11 protein-coding genes are annotated in these 17,003 nt (G+C 37.2%); 3 read left to right on the top strand and 8 right to left on the bottom strand.

Annotated features, from left to right (window positions below; translation table 11 throughout):
- Positions 1-7 precede the first annotated feature (7 nt).
- The 6 genes from IPM56_04795 to truA all read right to left on the bottom strand — a co-directional run bounded on the left by IPM56_04795 (position 8) and on the right by truA (position 4,316).
- A complete protein-coding gene (locus IPM56_04795; GenBank protein QQS37277.1) occupies positions 8-790 on the bottom strand; it encodes an enoyl-CoA hydratase/isomerase family protein in 783 nt (260 codons plus the stop codon).
- 8 nt (positions 791-798) lie between these two features.
- Positions 799-1,386, bottom strand: a complete 588-nt coding sequence (locus tag IPM56_04790; protein ID QQS37276.1) for a hypothetical protein — start codon at positions 1,384-1,386, stop codon at positions 799-801.
- A 38-nt stretch (positions 1,387-1,424) separates the two neighbouring features.
- On the bottom strand, positions 1,425-2,243 hold the full coding sequence (locus tag IPM56_04785) for a hypothetical protein (GenBank protein QQS37275.1): 819 nt from the start codon (positions 2,241-2,243) through the stop codon (positions 1,425-1,427).
- Positions 2,244-2,245: 2 nt separating this feature from the next.
- Positions 2,246-2,713 carry a DUF2231 domain-containing protein gene (locus IPM56_04780; protein ID QQS37274.1) on the bottom strand — a complete coding sequence of 156 codons (468 nt, stop codon included), beginning with the start codon at positions 2,711-2,713 and terminating at the stop codon, positions 2,246-2,248.
- Positions 2,714-2,829: 116 nt separating this feature from the next.
- Complete coding sequence (locus IPM56_04775; protein ID QQS37273.1) at positions 2,830-3,588, bottom strand: SDR family oxidoreductase; 759 nt, start codon at positions 3,586-3,588, stop codon at positions 2,830-2,832.
- Positions 3,585-4,316, bottom strand: coding sequence for a tRNA pseudouridine(38-40) synthase TruA (gene truA / locus IPM56_04770; protein QQS37272.1), 732 nt, complete (start codon positions 4,314-4,316; stop codon positions 3,585-3,587). The genes IPM56_04775 and truA overlap by 4 nt, the downstream gene beginning before the upstream one ends.
- Positions 4,317-4,541: 225 nt before the next feature.
- Between truA and IPM56_04765 the strand changes: the two genes are divergently transcribed.
- The 3 genes from IPM56_04765 (at position 4,542) to IPM56_04755 (ending at position 14,349) form a co-directional block, all read left to right on the top strand.
- Complete coding sequence (locus IPM56_04765) at positions 4,542-7,586, top strand: PAS domain S-box protein (protein QQS37271.1); 3,045 nt, start codon at positions 4,542-4,544, stop codon at positions 7,584-7,586.
- A 133-nt stretch (positions 7,587-7,719) separates the two neighbouring features.
- Entirely contained in the window at positions 7,720-9,342 is a 1,623-nt protein-coding gene (locus IPM56_04760) for a PAS domain-containing sensor histidine kinase (protein QQS37270.1), read from the top strand.
- 27 nt (positions 9,343-9,369) lie between these two features.
- The gene (locus tag IPM56_04755; GenBank protein QQS37269.1) at positions 9,370-14,349 is read left to right on the top strand and encodes a PAS domain S-box protein; all 4,980 of its coding nucleotides are present in this window, start codon (positions 9,370-9,372) and stop codon (positions 14,347-14,349) included.
- A gap of 28 nt (positions 14,350-14,377) precedes the next feature.
- Here the strand turns inward: IPM56_04755 and IPM56_04750 are convergent, their stop codons facing one another.
- Positions 14,378-15,742, bottom strand: a complete 1,365-nt coding sequence (locus tag IPM56_04750; protein QQS37268.1) for an NAD-dependent succinate-semialdehyde dehydrogenase — start codon at positions 15,740-15,742, stop codon at positions 14,378-14,380.
- Positions 15,743-15,752: 10 nt separating this feature from the next.
- On the bottom strand, positions 15,753-16,985 hold the full coding sequence (locus IPM56_04745) for a serine/threonine-protein phosphatase (protein ID QQS37267.1): 1,233 nt from the start codon (positions 16,983-16,985) through the stop codon (positions 15,753-15,755).
- Positions 16,986-17,003: the final 18 nt, after the last annotated feature.

The following is a 17,003-nucleotide window of genomic DNA, read 5'->3' as shown; positions in this document are numbered from 1 at the left end:
ATTACCATTATTCGTTTGTGAATGATGGTTTACGCTTTTCAAGAAAAGTCGTAGTGCCTTCTTGAAAATCTTTTGTTCCGCAGCACAGCGCAAATGCCGCCGCTTCAAAATCCAGACCTTGTTTTCCGGTGACTTCATCAACAATATTTACACACTTCAAAGATTGCCTGATTGCAAACTGACCTTTTGAAGCGATCTTTTCAGCCATCTCAACTGCTTTATTGAACAGCTCCGGTTGAGGATAGATTTTGTTCACAAGCCCGATACGAAGTGCTTCATTAGCATCTATCATATCACCTGTTAAAATATATTCCATCGCACGTCCGGAATTAATTAATCTTGTGAGTCTTTGAGTCCCGCCATAACCAGGAATTATTCCCAGGTTAACTTCAGGCTGACCAAACCGCGCATTCTCCGAGGCAATTCGTATATGACACGCAAGAGCAAGTTCACAACCACCACCCAAGGCAAAACCATTCACCGCTGCTATTACTGGTTTGTCAAGGTCTTCGATAAGATTAAAAACCGTCTGACCATTCTCTGAGAATTTTTTTGCTGATTCAACATCAAGTTTATTTAGTTCAGAGATATCCGCTCCTGCAACAAAAGCTTTTTCACCTGAACCAGTTAGAATAACAACAAATATATTTTTATCACCATTGATGTGTGTGAATGCTTCTTTTAATTCATTTATTGTCTCAATGTTCAAAGCATTAAGTTTATCAGGTCGGTTGACAGACACTATTGCAACTTTATTTTTAATTTCAATCAAAAGATTTTCGTACTGCATTTAACACCTCAATAATTAATAAACAAAGGGATCCTTACACGTAAATCAAACGCAATAAACTGGTTTGAAGGCAGGTAGTTATAAGTTGCCATCATTTCCATAAGGAACATTGAAAAACCAATGCCTGCGCTGGCTCCGAATTTAGATGACTCTTCCGTATAATTATTCCTGTTCGATGAAGGTTTGAATTGATGTAGTTTATTATAAAATGAATACGCGGCTGAAACCTCAACTATCGGCATCAACAATACAACATTTTCAAGTAATGGTTTGAAATAATACCTTGCACCTATATTCACGGGTAAAACGTTTGTTGAAAGATTCGCGTATTCAGTTTCCTGGTAAAAACTTTGTGAACCGGGATACTGCTCATAACCAACTTTTGCAAAAAGAAATATTGGAAGAAATTCACTGTCGGTATATGAAAATTCTAAATTGAATCCATATCCGAGATCAGTTGAACCCGCCAAATCAAAAACAGGAAGACGCGGACCAACACCGAATGCTACAAATACACCACGGGCTCTGTCAGCAGCGACTGTGTTAGAAATAAAAATCAGGTTTATGAGAGTGAGAAACAAAAAAAAATTTTTCATTCTTGATTTCATTTGCTCATCTAAAATACAAAAAATGACTAATCTTCCGAAACTGCTTTAAGATGTTTAGCTGATTTAAATCCGGTGTGTATCAATAACACAATGATTGTTAACAGTACATGTGCCGGGAATAAATAATCTTTATACTGTTTTTGCAACGAAAAAAATCCTTCCCAGTTTTCATACTGACGTGCAAACAGTATATTGATAATGGTTTCAGATTGACTTCCAAATGCCAGGAAGTTAATCCACGGTATTGCAAAAATTATTAACGCAGCCCAATACATATTTCTGATTCTTGTTATAACCAGCGAAACCAATATCATATAAATTAGTAACGAACCAATTTTCATATAGCTGAACCCGGTCAGTTTGATCGGAATCAATTCAAACAAAAACAGACTTACGATAAATAAGAATGCTTTTAAAAATACCTTCTTGTTTCCTGCATAGTGATTTATAACGATATAAAAAGCGGCAAGCTGCGGTAAATTCCAAAACCAGTAAACAGGAAAGTCCGCTATAGACGATAATCCAAACTCATAAAAATATTCAGGATCATCTATCTTAAGTTTTAAAAAAAGGTATGAGACAGCGATAACTGCAATGAAAGGAATTAAAACTATTACTAAAACACCTGCTAAATTTTTTTCTTTTGCTGGGATAAAATATTTCTTTAAGCCTGATTGAAATTCTGAATAGAAACAAAAAAGGAAAGGAAGAAATAAACCTGGATGAAATCTGAAACCAAGAATGATTATGTAAGCCTGCAGTTCAAAATAATGTAATAAAAAACCTGCCGTGTTTACTATGAATATTGAGAGGATAAACGGCAGGTAATTTAAACGGTCTTTCAAAGTTATTCTTCAGCTTCCATTATTTTTATTTTATATTCTGTTCCGGCACCGTGTTTGTAAACCATTTGTCCTCCAAGGTCACCTGTCTTAAACACAAAATATCCGCCGACAGCAGCAAGCAGCACAAACACATATTTTAAACTTCCGGAAAACTTTTTCTTTATGGTTACAAATGTACGCAGTACAAGTAAACCGGTAAAGTACCACAAAGTAATTGTAGCAAAATTTTCGTGAGCTTCAACAAGTTCCTCGCTTGCTTTGTTCCAGTATTCAAAAGCTTCGTACGCCTGTTCACCTGTTAACACCGCTGCCAATGCACCAAGTACACCGAAGAAAAGTAAAAGGTGCGCCGCTTTGGAAAAGAATTCCTTTTTGAAAACAGTTCCGATGGTTTCGAGGAGGATATAAAGCAGAAAAAACGCTATCGGGAAATGAATTACTTTCGGATGAAACTCTGCTAAAAATTCCATTTGCTCAACCTTTCATTATTAAAATTTTATCACGATTAATTTGATTATGACCCCTTCTATGATTTAGTGATATTTTTTTTGGCTTAGTGACAGCACTCTTACTCATTGAATAATTCTTATCCGCAAAGCACTGAACCTCCGTTAACATTAATTACCTCACCCGTAATATGATTTGCAAAGTTTGAAGCGAGAAATAGCACGCTTCCCGCAATATCCTCCGGTGATGCTATACGTCCAAGCGGGATATTATTGCGAATGTTTTTGATTGTCTTTTTATCGCTGAGTACAGATCGGGTCATATCAGTTAAAACCCAGCCGGGGGCTACACAATTTACATTGATGTTATGTTTGCCAAGTTCATCAGCAAGTGATTTTGTGAATGAAATGATTCCGCCTTTTGAGGCTGCATAATGTGAATAAAATGCTTCTCCCCTTTGACCTGCTGTCGAGGAAATATTTATTATTCTTCCCCATTTCCTTTTCTTCATGTATGGAATACATACCTTACAGACCACGAATGTTGATGTTAAATTTATTTCAATTGTTTTCTCCCAATCTTTAACATCCATTTCATCTGATGCACCGCGTTCCCAGATCCCAGCGTTATTAATTATAATATCAAAGCCGCCTGCCTGTTTTGTCAAAACGGCTAATTCTTTCTGGAGTTTGTCTGCTTTGTTAAATGAAATTTTAAAAGCCTGAACATTTTTATTTTTTAATTCTGTCACTAACCTGTCTGATGCTTTAATATCATTGTTGTATGTGTAAATAACCTCCGAACCGGCATCACACAATAATTTTACACAGGCTCTTCCTATTCCTCTTGAACCCCCCGTAACCAAAACTTTTTTCCCTGTCAAATTAATGTTAATCATTTGTATTTCACTTTGTATAAAAATAATCCCTTTGCCGGAACGGCTTCACCGGCTGCTTCACGATTCTTTTGATTTATGATTTCAATTATATAGTTGTCAGTTAAATCAAGCTTCAACGTTTTTAGTAATGTGCCGGTAATAGTTCTTACCATTCCATGTAAAAACCTGTCAGCTTCGATGTAAAAGAAAAATAATCCTTTTGATTCCCGCCAAGATGCATTATACACAGTACAGACTTTATTTTCAGTATCAGTCACTTTTCTGGAGAAAGAGGTGAAATCGAACTCACCTAAAAATGATTTGCTGAGTGCATTGAGTTTGTTTACATCTATCCTGTCATGATAGAAGTAAGAATAATTCAGATAAAACGGGGACTTATACTTTGTTATGATATACAAATAACTTCGCCTGACTGCATCAAATCTCGCATGAAAATCTTCGTGGACTTTTTCCATTCCGACAATTGAAATATCAAACGGCAGAATTGAATTGAGAGAATGTCTGAACCTGTAAATATCGATCTCCCGGCTGCATCTGAAATTTGCGCATTGACCAATAGCATGTACTCCGGAATCTGTTCTTCCGGATCCTATAAGATTTATTTTTTCTGATAATAGTAATTCGATCGATTCTGAAATCTTTTGCTGAACAGTTACTGCGTTCTCCTGTATCTGCCAGCCGCAGTAATTCGTTCCGTCATACTGAATTATCAGTTTATAATTGTTCAATCATTTTCCTTATTCAATAAAAAATACTTTCTTTGCAAAAATGAATCATCTTCAACGAATCCTGTTGTCTAACTTATTGAATTAGGTTTATTTTACAAACCATGTGTGCAATGAATTAAAAATATTTTAGTAATTTGGCATCCGTATTTATGATAATTTACTGATGAATTTATAATTAAAATGCGTAGTGATTTTTAGTGAACGCTTCTCAACAGGGGTCACATAATGCCTGAGAATATCGGAACAACGATAAAATATAATTTTCTGAATTTAAAGCTTACCTTTAGTAAAGCAAGCGGACGAATTTCAAAGGACTCGGTTAAGCTGCTTTCTTCTATTTTACCTGCCATAGAATCAAATAAAGATCTTTTTGTATCGGATTTGTTTTCCGGATCATTTATAAAGAGTCTTGATAAATTTTATGAACAAACCGGGAAGAAAAAAGCACAGGTTGTTAACACCAAATTAATTGCCGAACGAAAAACAAAAATCCCTGTCCAGGTCGGTATATCGGTTAAGGGTAAAACACATCAGCTTGTTATAAATTCCATAAGCGATAGGAATCCAAAATCTGCAAAAGCAGATCAGTCAGTTCGTAAAGCCATTCACCCTGCTGAACGGTTCCATATTTTATTTGAAAATAATCCGTTGATGATCTTTGCTCTTGATACTGACGGAAATATCCTGACAACAAATTCGAAGGTTAAAGAATATCTCGGATTTGAAAATAAAAAGCTTCAGGGGAAAAACTTTTCTGAATTACTGGAATCTGATGAACACAAAAAATTTTCACAGCATCTTGATAAATGCCTTCGACGAATGAACAAAATGTTTACGCGTGAAATAAAGATGTTAAGGAGAGACGGAACATCAATCTGGGCTGGTGAACATTCATGCGCGTTTAAGGATCTGGAAGGCAAAAATGAAATATTGATTGTGTGCGACGATATAACAATCAAGAAAAAAAAGGAAGATGAACTACGGCTTTCAGAAGAAAAATTTTTCAAGGCTTTCCATATTTCCCCGGATTCTATAAACATAAATACAGTGAGTGAAGGAAAGTACCTTGACGTTAACCAGGGATTTGAGAGTTTAACAGGTTACAGCAAAGATGAAGTAATTGGCAGAACATCAAGAGAAATTAATATCTGGGATGACATAAACGAACGGCAAAAGCTTGTCGCATTTCTGAGTAAATCCGGTGAGGTAACTGACTTTGAAGCGGCTTTTCGTTTAAAGGACGGAAAAGTCAGAATTGGATTAATGTCTGCCCGTCTGATTAAAGTTGAAAATGAAATCTGCATTTTATCTATAACAAGGGATATCACAGAAAGAAAAAAAGCTGAGCAAATTCTTGTTGAAAACGAAATAAAATATAAAGCCTTATTTGACCACGCTAACGATGCAATCTTCATTATGAAGGATGACATTTTTGTTGATTGCAATACACGCACACTCGAGATATTTAAATGCAATCGTTCAGAAATACTTGGACAAAACCCATTTAAGTTTTCACCAATTTTTCAACCCGATGGTAAATTCTCTGACGCCAAAGGGATGACATTAATCCATAAAGCACTTAATGGATTACCGCAATTTTTTGAATGGAAACATTCCCGGCTTGATGGTGAATTATTTGATGCCGAAGTAAGTTTGAATAAGGTAGAATTCGGTAATGAAATTTATTTGCAGGCAATTGTCAGAGATGTTACTGACCGGAAAGGCGCCGAGAGTAAAATCACTCTTCTTGCTCATGCTCTTAAGAGTATAAGTGAATGCGTAAGCATCACAGACATGTCTGACAACATCATCTTTCTTAACGACGCGTTTGTTTCCACTTACGGTTATACGGAAGAGGAACTTATCGGAAAGCCTATTACACGCGTCAGGTCATTTAATAATCCTCCGGAAAAAACAGCAGACATTCTTAATGATACACTAAGGGGAGGCTGGCAGGGAGAATTACTTAATGTTAAAAAAGACGGCACAGAATTTTATGTTTATCTTTCAACTTCGGTTATAAGAGATGACAACGGAAAAGAAATTGCTTTAATCGGTGTTTCATCCGATGTAACAGAAAGAAAAAAGGCTCAGGAAGAACTGGTAGCGGCTAAACAAAGAGCAGAGGAAATGAACAAACTGAAATCATCATTCCTTGCTAATATGAGTCATGAACTCCGCACACCGCTGGTTGGTATTCTCGGTTTTGCGGAAATGATTCTTGATGAAGATAACACCGGTGAAAAAAAATTAATGACCGAGATGATACTGAACAGCGGCAGACGATTACTCGATACACTTAATTCACTTCTGGATCTTGCCCGGATTGAGGCAAATAAAATTGAGCTTAATTATAAAAAATTTATTCTCGATGAATTAATTGAGAACACTGTAAAAGCTTTTGACGGATTTGCCTATACAAAAAATCTTTCCCTTGAAACATCTCTTAATACATCAGCACTCGAAGTTTACCTTGATGAAAACATACTAGTTCAGGTGATTAATAACCTTGTCAACAACGCTCTAAAGTACACACTTAAAGGCGGTGTTAAGGTTGAATCGGATATATTTACTGAAAATGAAATCCGTCACTGCAGAATTAAAGTGATTGATACTGGAATCGGCATTGAAGATAAAAGTAAAGAAATGATATTTGAAGAATTCAGACAGGCAAGCGAGGGATTCAACCGCCAGTTTGAAGGAACCGGGCTTGGACTAACGCTAACGAAAAAATTTGTTCAGATGATGAATGGTAAAATTTATCTTGAAAGCAGAGTGAATGTGGGATCGACATTCACCGTCATCTTCCCTTGCAAAGAATCAGTACATCAGCAATCAGGTGAAGTAATTGAAAGATTCCCGGAGAAAAAAGTAACTGAGGTAAAAAATACTCCGGGAGCGAAAATTCTGCTCGTTGAAAATGATATCGTCAGTGCTGAAGTAACAAAATATTTTTTAAGGAACAGGTATGAAATTCATTCCTGCGAGGATGGAGTAACAGCCATACAGCTTACAAATAAATATTTGTATGACGTTATACTAATGGACATTAACCTGGGAAAAGACTTAAGCGGCATTGAAACTGTTCAGATGATCCGAAACCTGCCGGCATATAAATCCACACCGATAGTTGCGCTTACCGCATTTGCAATGGAAGGAGATAAAAACGAGTTTATTGCTTCAGGGTGTTCTCATTATCTCTCCAAACCATTTAGCAAAACATCCATTTTAGACTTGCTGTCTCAGATTTTAAGTGGAAAAACTGAATAAAATCCACTTATCCCCTAAACTTTATTTTGAATTTGTTCGATAATAATAGTGGGTGATTGTGCCAAAAACCGGTTTAGCTGATTTAAAAATAAAAGAGCTATTAAAACCGGGAGTTTTGAGAAAGTGATTGGTTATGCTTAATAAATTATTTCAGGATTCTGCTTCAAATAGAAATTCAGACGAATATCCGTTGCATGCACAACCACACAATCATGTGCAGCCTGATATTGAGCTGCTTAAAGCCCGTGTAGAAGAACTGGAAAAAAAAGATAAAGAAGCTGCCTTTTATAAAAATCTCCTACAAAACCTTCTTGACAATGTTCCTGATACAATTTACTTCAAAGATAAAGACAGCCGTTTTATACTGATAAACAGGGCACAGATTTACAATCTCGGCGTAAAAACTTCAGAAGACGCGGTTGGTAAAACAGACTTTGATTACTTTACACCCGATCATGCCGCCGATGCATTTGACGATGAACAAAAAATTATCAGAACCGGTATCCCGCTCATAGATAAATCAGAAAAGATAAGAAGAGCTGATGGCGAATTCAGATGGGTATCATCAACAAAAACTCCTTTATATGATATTGACAAAAAGATCATAGGCATACTTGGAATCTCAAGAGATATCACAGAGAAACAAAAAGCATTAGAATCATTACAGGAAAGTGAGGAACGGTACGCATCACTATTTCAGCGTTCGATGGACTGTGTATATCTGCATGATTTCCAGGGAAATTTTCTTGACGCGAACGATGCTGCACTTAATCTTTTAGGATACAGTAAATCAGAAATGCGCGGATTAAATTTTGCATCAATACTTTCTCCTGAACAAATACCTGCTGCTCGGGGCATTATTGAAGAAATCAGACTATTAGGGCGACAAAAAGAAAGAGTAGAGTTTCAACTTAGACATAAAAATGGTCAGATAATTGAGATAGAACAAATCGCGACAATAATTTATCAGAGCGGAAAACCGTTTGCCATTCAGGGAATTGCCCGCGACATTACTCAAAGAAAAAAAGCCGAACGGCAGTTACTGAAGTATGCTGAAGAATTGAATACAATGAACAGTAACAAGAATAAACTGTTCTCAATAATAGCTCACGATCTGAAAAGTCCTTTTCACGGACTGCTTGGTGTATCCGGAATATTAGCTAATGAACTTCAGAATCTTTCGGCTGATGAAGTATCAACTCTTACCATGGGACTCCACAAATCACTGCAGCAGCAATATGACCTGGTAGAAAAACTGCTTGACTGGTCACGGCTTCAAACAGGAAGAATTGAGTATTCACCAGTGATAACGAATTTAAAAAAATTCGCGGAAGAATCTATCAATTCACATGCACTTGTAGCAGAGGAAAAAAAGATTGTCCTGGTAAATGATATTAATGACAAAGTAGAAGCATTCGCAGACTCGTATATGCTTAGTTGTATTTTTAATAATCTTGTTTCAAACGCAATTAAATTCAGCAAACCGGGAGGACAGGTCAAGTTAAGTTCATTAAGCATTCACAGTTTTATTGAGGTCCAGGTAACAGATTCAGGTGTGGGAATCTCCCAGGAAAATTTATCAAAACTTTTTCACCTTGAATCAAATATTGTAACTACCGGAACTGCAAATGAAAAAGGAACAGGTTTAGGATTGTTACTATGCCGGGATTTTATCGCAAGACACGGCGGTAAGATTTGGGTTGAAAGCAAGATCAATGAGGGAAGTACGTTTAAATTCTGGCTGCCAAAATCTTAATTTTATATGTGGTAGATACTGATAACTATGGCTTCAAATAATTTTCCCAAACGAGCAAAACTGATAGCTTTTTCCGTAACAGGATTTATAATACTGTTTCTCCTGTTATGGGGTTATTCATACTACAGTAAAGCCACAAATGAAAAGCTGTTATTCCGCAAACATGAATTTACTGCTGTCAGTGAATTTAAAATTAACGAGTTCAATCAGTGGATTAAGGAAGTTAAAGAGGATGCTTATTCCTTTCAGCAAAATCAATTGCTTGGGAAGAAACTTGGTCAGATAATAAGTAGTTCTCCAAAATATATTTCAGGAACATACGTCGCTCCCCAGCTTGAGGAACTAAAAAACGAATTTGGGGATGAGATAACCATTACTGATTCAAATCTCGGGATCCTTTATACAAACACAACAAACAAGTCTTTCAATACTCACTTGCAAAATTTCATTTCAGATTTTTCCACGAACCGGAATGAGACCCTGATTAAAGAATTAATTATCCCATCGGAACAGAGAATATTTTTGGTGTTGGGAATTCCGGTTATTTCCTCCAACAATGATGTAACCGGGTTTGTCTTCTGTAATCTGAGAGTGACCGATGTAATAACTGCGCTGCTTCATAAATGGCCGTCACCTTTAAAAAATGTTGAAGTATTTCTTTTTCAGAAATCTAAAGAAGTCAACAAAATCATAAGAGCAACAGGTTATATTGAAACTCATCCAGCCGCATCTCTAAATAACCAAACAATTCTTGAGAATGTATCTTCTAATATGAAATACATAATAGCTTCTGACAATCAATCGAATGAAGTTATTGCTCTGCTTGCTGATGTCCCGGGTACTGACTGGCAGCTTGTTACAAGGCTGAGGACTGATGAACTCTATGAAATGGTTGCGGAGAGAATTCTACTGATTGGATTTTTTGCAGTAGTATTTTTAACAGCGATTGTGGTTATTGCATTCTATCTGTTCAGAAATTACCAGGTTGATACGCTAAAACGGCTGCTGACCGCACAAACCGAAAAAGAAATTCTTGAAAAGAATTTTAAATTTATTTTTGATCAGGCTAATGATATAGTACTCACTCTTAACAGCTCAGGACTGATTGTAGATCTCAATCAGAAGGCTGTTGAAGTTTACGGATACCAGCGGGAAGAACTACTTGGACAGGAAATATATATTCTTCGCAAGGATGGTAAAAGTGCCGCGGCAGAAGAACGCTTCAAACAAATGGCTGCATCGGAAGGTATTGTTTTCGAGGCGGCGCATAAACGAAAAAGCGGAAGTGAATTTCCTGTTGAGATCAGTTCGCGTCCTTTTGTAATTAATGGTCAGATCTATTACCAGAGTATTGTCAGGGATATAACCGACCGGAAAAAGAATGAGCGAAGGGTTCGCGAAAGCAGAAAAAAATTATCAGTGCTTTTAAGCAACCTTCAGGGTATGGCATACAAATGTACTACCGATGAAAAATGGACAATGCTTTTTGTAAGTAAAGGATGTTATCATTTAACGGGTTACCGCCCTGCCGAACTTTATAATAACAATAAAATTTCTTACGGCGATATAATTCTCCCCGAATTCAAAACTCACGTAAAAGAAAAAATACTTGAAGCCATTGAATCAAGAACCTTTTTTGAAATCACCTACCAGATCAAAACCAAATCCGGTGAATTAAAATGGGTATGGGAGAAAGGTCGGGGATTATACAATTCATCCGGAAAGCTGTTGTATTTAGATGGGTTCATCTCCGATGTCACTCAATTAAAAAAGGCGCAGGAGAAGTCTACAAACCTTAACAGGCTTTACTCAATCCTATCCCAGGTAAACCAGGCAATTGTCAGAACGAAAGAAAAGAACAACCTTTACGATCTGATAACACGACTGCTTGTTGAATACGGCAAATTTAAATTATGCTGGATAGGTGAATTGAATGAAGAGCGCACATTCGTTATTCCGGTTAATTCAGCAGGTGAAAAAATCGATTACCTTGAGAAGGTCACCTTCCCTGTTTTTTTTAATAAGAAGGGAACATCAGTACTTGGTGAATCAGTAGTGACAGGTCAGCCGGTAGTATTGAATGATATAAAAAATGCAGGACCATCAGCAGTTCATAAACAGGCTGCCATCGAACACGGGTTTGCGTCTGTCGGAGTATTCCCTATAAAGATTTTTGAAAAAGTACATGGTGTTTTTGCTCTTTATTCCGATGAAGTGGATGCATTCAACAGCGATGAGATAAAACTATTCGAAGAAATATCAATGGATATTTCATTCGCAGTTGAATCCTACATCAGAGAGGAAAAAAGAATTCAGGCAGAAAACGATTTGAAATTCAGTGAAGAAAATTTCCGTAAGCTTTATGAAGGTGCGCCTCTTAGTTACCAATCACTTGATGGTGAAGGAAAAATTTTAGAGATAAATAATACTTTCACTGAAATATTCGGTTATGAAAAAAAAGAAGTTATCGGAATTGAGTTTTCACAACTCTTATCACCTGAAGAAAGAAATGATTTCAATAAAAATTTCGGTGAATTTAAACTTAACGGAAAAGTTTCCACTGAACTGACTGTTGTCAAAAAGAACGGTGAAAGAATAATAACATCGATAAACGGAAAAGTAAGCCGTGATGTTAATGGTGTGTTCAGGCAAACTCACTGCATATTAACTGATGTTACAAATGAGAGACTTGCGCAGCAAAAACTGGCTGAGCAGGAAGAAAGTTACCGTACTTTAACTAACTCATCAATTGATGCTATTTATGTGTTAAAAGATAGAAGCCTTCTGATGGTGAATCCCGCCTGGGAAAAAATGTTCGGTTATACATCTGAAGAAGCAGTAAATGGAAGTTTCGATGTAATGAAGATTGTAGCGCCTGAAAGTGCTGGATTTATTCAGAGCAAATATGATAACAGGAATGGAAGCAAAGTCTCTTTTCCATCTACTTATGAGTTTAAAGGGATCACCAAAACAGGCAAGATAATTTTAATAGATGCAGTTGTTACAGAAATCTTGTGGAAAGGTGAAAAAGCCTACCAGGGAATTTACAGAGATATTACAGAAAAGAAATTTTCAGAAGCGGCATTAAAAGAATCTGAAAAAAGATACAGGCAGGTGATTGAAAATGCTTCAGACCTTATCTACACAACTGATAAGCAGGGAAATTTTACTTACGCAAATGCAACACTGTTAAACAATCTCGGTGTTACACTTGATGAAGTTCTGACTCACAACTTCAGGGAACTTGTATTGCCTGAATACAAGAATAAACTTGTACTCCATTATATGCGCCAGGTGCTTGAAGTAAAGCAGACCACTTATATTGAATTTCCTTTCCAGACGAAGAATCGGGGTATCAAATGGTTTGGTCAAAACGCTACCTTAAAATATGATAACGGTGAGTATGTCGGATTTCATGTTATTGCCCGCGATATAACTGCTCTCCGTGCCGCAGAATCAGCACTGAAAGAGAATGAACAAAAGTACAGAACGTTATTTGAAAATAATCCTCACCCAATGTGGGTGTATGATGTAAAATCCCTGAAGCTGCTTGATGTCAATAATAAAGCGGTGGTGCATTACGGTTATTCCAAAGAAGAATTTCTTTCGATGCGTATCGATGAACTGCGTCCGATTGAAGATGTACTTCAGCTAAGCGAACGCAATGATAAAAGCGGTATTGTTCCAGGTGACAACATAGTCCGTCACAGGAAAAAAGATGGTTCGGTAATTAATGTTGAGATAGTCACCCATGATCTTCCTTTACTGAAGCAGAAAAATTCACGGCTTGTTATGGCAAGCGATATAACTGAAAAAATGCAGGCACAGGAAGACCTGGTTCAGGCAAAAAATCACGCTGAAGAAATGAACCGTTTGAAGACAAGTTTTCTCAACAATATGAGTCATGAAATCCGGACTCCTATGGTTGGCATACTTGGATTCACTTCAATATTACTCGATGAAGTTAAGAAACCACAACTTAAGGAAATGTGTGAGACTATCCTGAACTCAGGGAAAAGATTGATGGATACGATCAATCTTATTCTTGACCTTTCCCGTATCGAAGCAAATAAAATTGAAATGAAAGTTTCGAAACTCAATCTTGTTGATGAAACACAAAAAATTGTTTCATCACTCCAGTCAATAGCAGAGGATAAAAAATTAACTCTTGAATTCCATCCGCTTATCAGCAAAGCAGAAGTATTGATTGATAAGCAGATCTATACAAGAATTCTTAATAATCTTGTTGGGAATGCCCTTAAGTATACAAAGCAGGGTCGTGTGAATGTTGAATTAAATGAAATATACAAACAGCATAAACATTGGGTTGAAATAAAAATAATCGATACCGGAATTGGAATACCGGAAGAAAGCCAGAAATATATTTTTGAAGAATTCAGGCAGGCAAGCGAAGGATTGAGCCGACAGTTTGAAGGCACAGGTCTTGGACTTACAATAACAAAAAAATTACTTGAACTAATGCACGGAGAAATATCATTGGAAAGTGAAGTAGGCAAGGGTTCAACTTTTACAGTTAAAATCCCTACACAGAACGGTCAGGTTGTAGACAGCAAGTACTCATCTGAGCAACGACCAGCCAATTCCCGTTCCGCAGAAATGTTTGAGCGTAACGGCGAGAAGCCATCAGTAATGCTTGTAGAAAATGATCCGGCAAGTATTGATGTAACAAAATTTTTTCTGAAAAACTATTTTGATGTGGATATTGCCCAAAATGGAATAGAGGCTGTGCAAATGGCAAAGCAAAAAGTGTACGACGCAATACTGATGGATATTAATCTGGGCAGCGGTATGAGCGGGCTGGAAGCAACAAGTGAAATTAAAGCTCTGCCGGGATACTCAGATAAACCGATTATCGCATTAACGGCTTTCGCAATGGAAGGCGATAAGGAAGAATTTCTTGAAGGAGGTTGTACACATTATCTTTCAAAGCCATTCGATAAAAAAACTATTATTGAACTCCTCACAAAACTTACATCAGAGAATTAAACATCAGCGGGATGATATTTTCATCCCGCTATTTTACATAAACAGATTTAATATTTACAAACTCCCTTATTCCAAAAACCGATAGCTCTCTTCCGTAACCCGATTCTTTTATACCGCCGAATGGCAGTCTTGGATCAGATTTAACAAAGTCATTAACGAAACAACAGCCTGCGTGAAGTTTATCACGAGCAATTTTTTCACCTCTTTCGGTATCAGCAGTAAACACTGCGGCACCAAGCCCGAATGAAGTATCGTTTGCAACCATAATTCCTTCACTCTCATCTTTTACTTTTATTAATGATGCAACCGGACCGAATAATTCATCATCATAAGCCGGCATATTTTTTTTAACATTCGATAAAACTGTTGGTGGATAAAAAGCGCCCTTGCTGTCAGGCACAAAACCTCCGGTTAATATTGATGCACCCTTTTCAACACTCTGCAGCACCTGCTGATGAAGTTCATTTCGTAAAGGGATACTCGCCTGTGGACCTAAATGATTTTGTTCGTCAAAAGGATCTCCCATTTTTTTTGACTGCATCACATCAACAAATAACTCTTCAAATTTATTATAAACTGATTCAACAATAATAAATCGTTTTGCCGCGATACAACTTTGACCTCCGTTTATTAAACGTGATATGACACAAATATCCGCGGCAGTTTTCAGGTCTGCGTCTTCAAGAATAAGATAGGCATCACTTCCTCCGAGTTCCAGAACAGTTTTTTTGAGTGAAGCCCCCGCGGCAGATGAAACTGCTTTCCCGGCAGGAACACTTCCTGTCAAAGTAACTGCTTTTACATTCTGATCTGCTATTACCGGCGCAATATATTTTGATGATGCAGTTATAGTTCTGAAAACATTTGAGGGGAAACCAGCGTGGTTAAATATCTTTTCAATAGCCAATGCACAACCAGTCACATTTGATGCATGCTTAAGGATACCTGTATTACCAGCCATCAGACCGGGTGCTGCAAAACGAAATACCTGCCAGAAAGGAAAATTCCAGGGCATCACAGCAAGTACAGGACCTAATGGTCGATATGCAATAAAACTTTTTGCCGCATCTGTTTTCACAATTTCATCAGATAAAAAAGTTTCTGCATTATCTGCATAGTACTCACAAACCCAGGCACATTTTTCGATTTCTGATCTTGATTGAACTATAGGTTTTCCCATTTCAATCGTCATCAATCTTGATAACTCTTCTTTCTGTTTTCTAAGAACTTCCGCAGCGTGTTTCATTTTTTCCGCACGGTATGCAAATGAAGTTTGTGACCATTCGTTAAATGCCTCGTAAGAGAGTTTTGTTATCTCCAAAATTTCTGTCGGAGACAACTCGGGATATTCCCGAACAAGAGCATTATCAAATGGATTTATTGATCTTAACATTTCTCAAGTCTTATTTAATTCTTTTAATGACAACTAAAGTTTTATCATCGTTATAGAGTCCGTTCTTTGAGTACTTAATTACCTCGTCGAGAATGGTGTAAGCAATATCCCTCGATGAAAGATGTTTTGATTTTGTCAATGTGGTAATGAGTCTCTGTTCACCGAACTCATCGTAATCATTATTGGTAGCCTCAGCAAGGCCATCTGAATAAATCAGAAGCACATCACCAAGACTGAAATTAATGTTATCAACATTGTAAGTTGCACCCGGGGCTGGTCCCAATACGGGTCCTGTAGGGTTAAGCAGAGTTACTTCCCCGCTGTTCGCCTTCACAAAAATGGGAGGATTATGTCCGGCGTTGGCATAAAGAAATAAACCCCCTTTATCAGTTGAAAGTTCTCCATAAAAAAGAGATGCAAATTTATCGTCGGCAAAAATCTTGTTAACAAGCTGGTTCATTCTTTTCATCAGCGGCGAAATTTTGATTTCAAAATTACATGCCATTCTCATGGCGCCGGAAATATACATTGCTTCAGCAGCAGCACTTACTCCTTTACTGGCAGCATCACCGACAATAACCGCAATCCTGTCTGAGTCATCTCCAATCTCCATATAATCGAAAAAATCACCGCCAACTATTTCGGCAGGATTTGTTATTCCGAACAATTCAAAATTTGAAAACCGGAATTCGTGTTCAGGTAAAATACTTTTCTGTAATTCGCGTGCTTTATCTATATCAGCTTTAAGATGGTAAGCACTCGCTGAGTATCGCCTCTGCTTAATTTGCGATGTGAGTGCCGTGGCAATTATATTCAAAGTGAAATACTGCTCTTCATCAACTTCAGCAATGTTAAGTGCTAGCAGGAATTCAAAAAAAGATTTACCGTTTATTTTGATCTTATCCCCTACTCCTGATGCTGAATACTTGAATATACCTTTACTGCGAAGAACTGTGTTCGTCTCACTTGCAAGTATAGTCCGTTCTTTAGCAACGTACTCAAAGATCGGGTACTCATCGATCTTCAATTCAAAATCCGTATTAATCTTCTCAACACTTCCCGTCTGGTAAAGCAGTTTGTAAGCCGAATCATCTTTTACAAGCGCCCAAATCCTTCCGCCGCTTACATTAATATTCTGATGCTCAACTATTTCATTAAGTACGGCAATAAGCATCTCATCCTCAGTGCCGTATTTTTGTGAAGCTATTGAATCGATCATCTTATAAAGTTTGCGCTGATCCATAATCCGGATTTCTTTCTT

The organism is Ignavibacteriales bacterium, assembly GCA_016700155.1.
GTDB lineage: Bacteria > Bacteroidota > Ignavibacteria > Ignavibacteriales > Ignavibacteriaceae.
This window is presented reverse-complemented; position numbering and strand designations above follow the sequence as displayed.

What these genes read in the sequence shown, in the direction of transcription:
- IPM56_04795 (QQS37277.1), bottom strand. Translation starts at nt 790, where the DNA reads ATGCAGTACGAAAATCTTTTGATTGAAATTAAAAATAAAGTTGCAATA.
- IPM56_04790 (QQS37276.1), bottom strand. Translation starts at nt 1,386, where the DNA reads ATGAAAAATTTTTTTTTGTTTCTCACTCTCATAAACCTGATTTTTATT.
- IPM56_04780 (QQS37274.1), bottom strand. Translation starts at nt 2,713, where the DNA reads ATGGAATTTTTAGCAGAGTTTCATCCGAAAGTAATTCATTTCCCGATA.
- IPM56_04775 (QQS37273.1), bottom strand. Translation starts at nt 3,588, where the DNA reads ATGATTAACATTAATTTGACAGGGAAAAAAGTTTTGGTTACGGGGGGT.
- IPM56_04765 (QQS37271.1), top strand. Translation starts at nt 4,542, where the DNA reads ATGCCTGAGAATATCGGAACAACGATAAAATATAATTTTCTGAATTTA.
- IPM56_04760 (QQS37270.1), top strand. Translation starts at nt 7,720, where the DNA reads ATGCTTAATAAATTATTTCAGGATTCTGCTTCAAATAGAAATTCAGAC.
- IPM56_04755 (QQS37269.1), top strand. Translation starts at nt 9,370, where the DNA reads ATGGCTTCAAATAATTTTCCCAAACGAGCAAAACTGATAGCTTTTTCC.
- IPM56_04750 (QQS37268.1), bottom strand. Translation starts at nt 15,742, where the DNA reads ATGTTAAGATCAATAAATCCATTTGATAATGCTCTTGTTCGGGAATAT.
- IPM56_04745 (QQS37267.1), bottom strand. Translation starts at nt 16,985, where the DNA reads ATGGATCAGCGCAAACTTTATAAGATGATCGATTCAATAGCTTCACAA.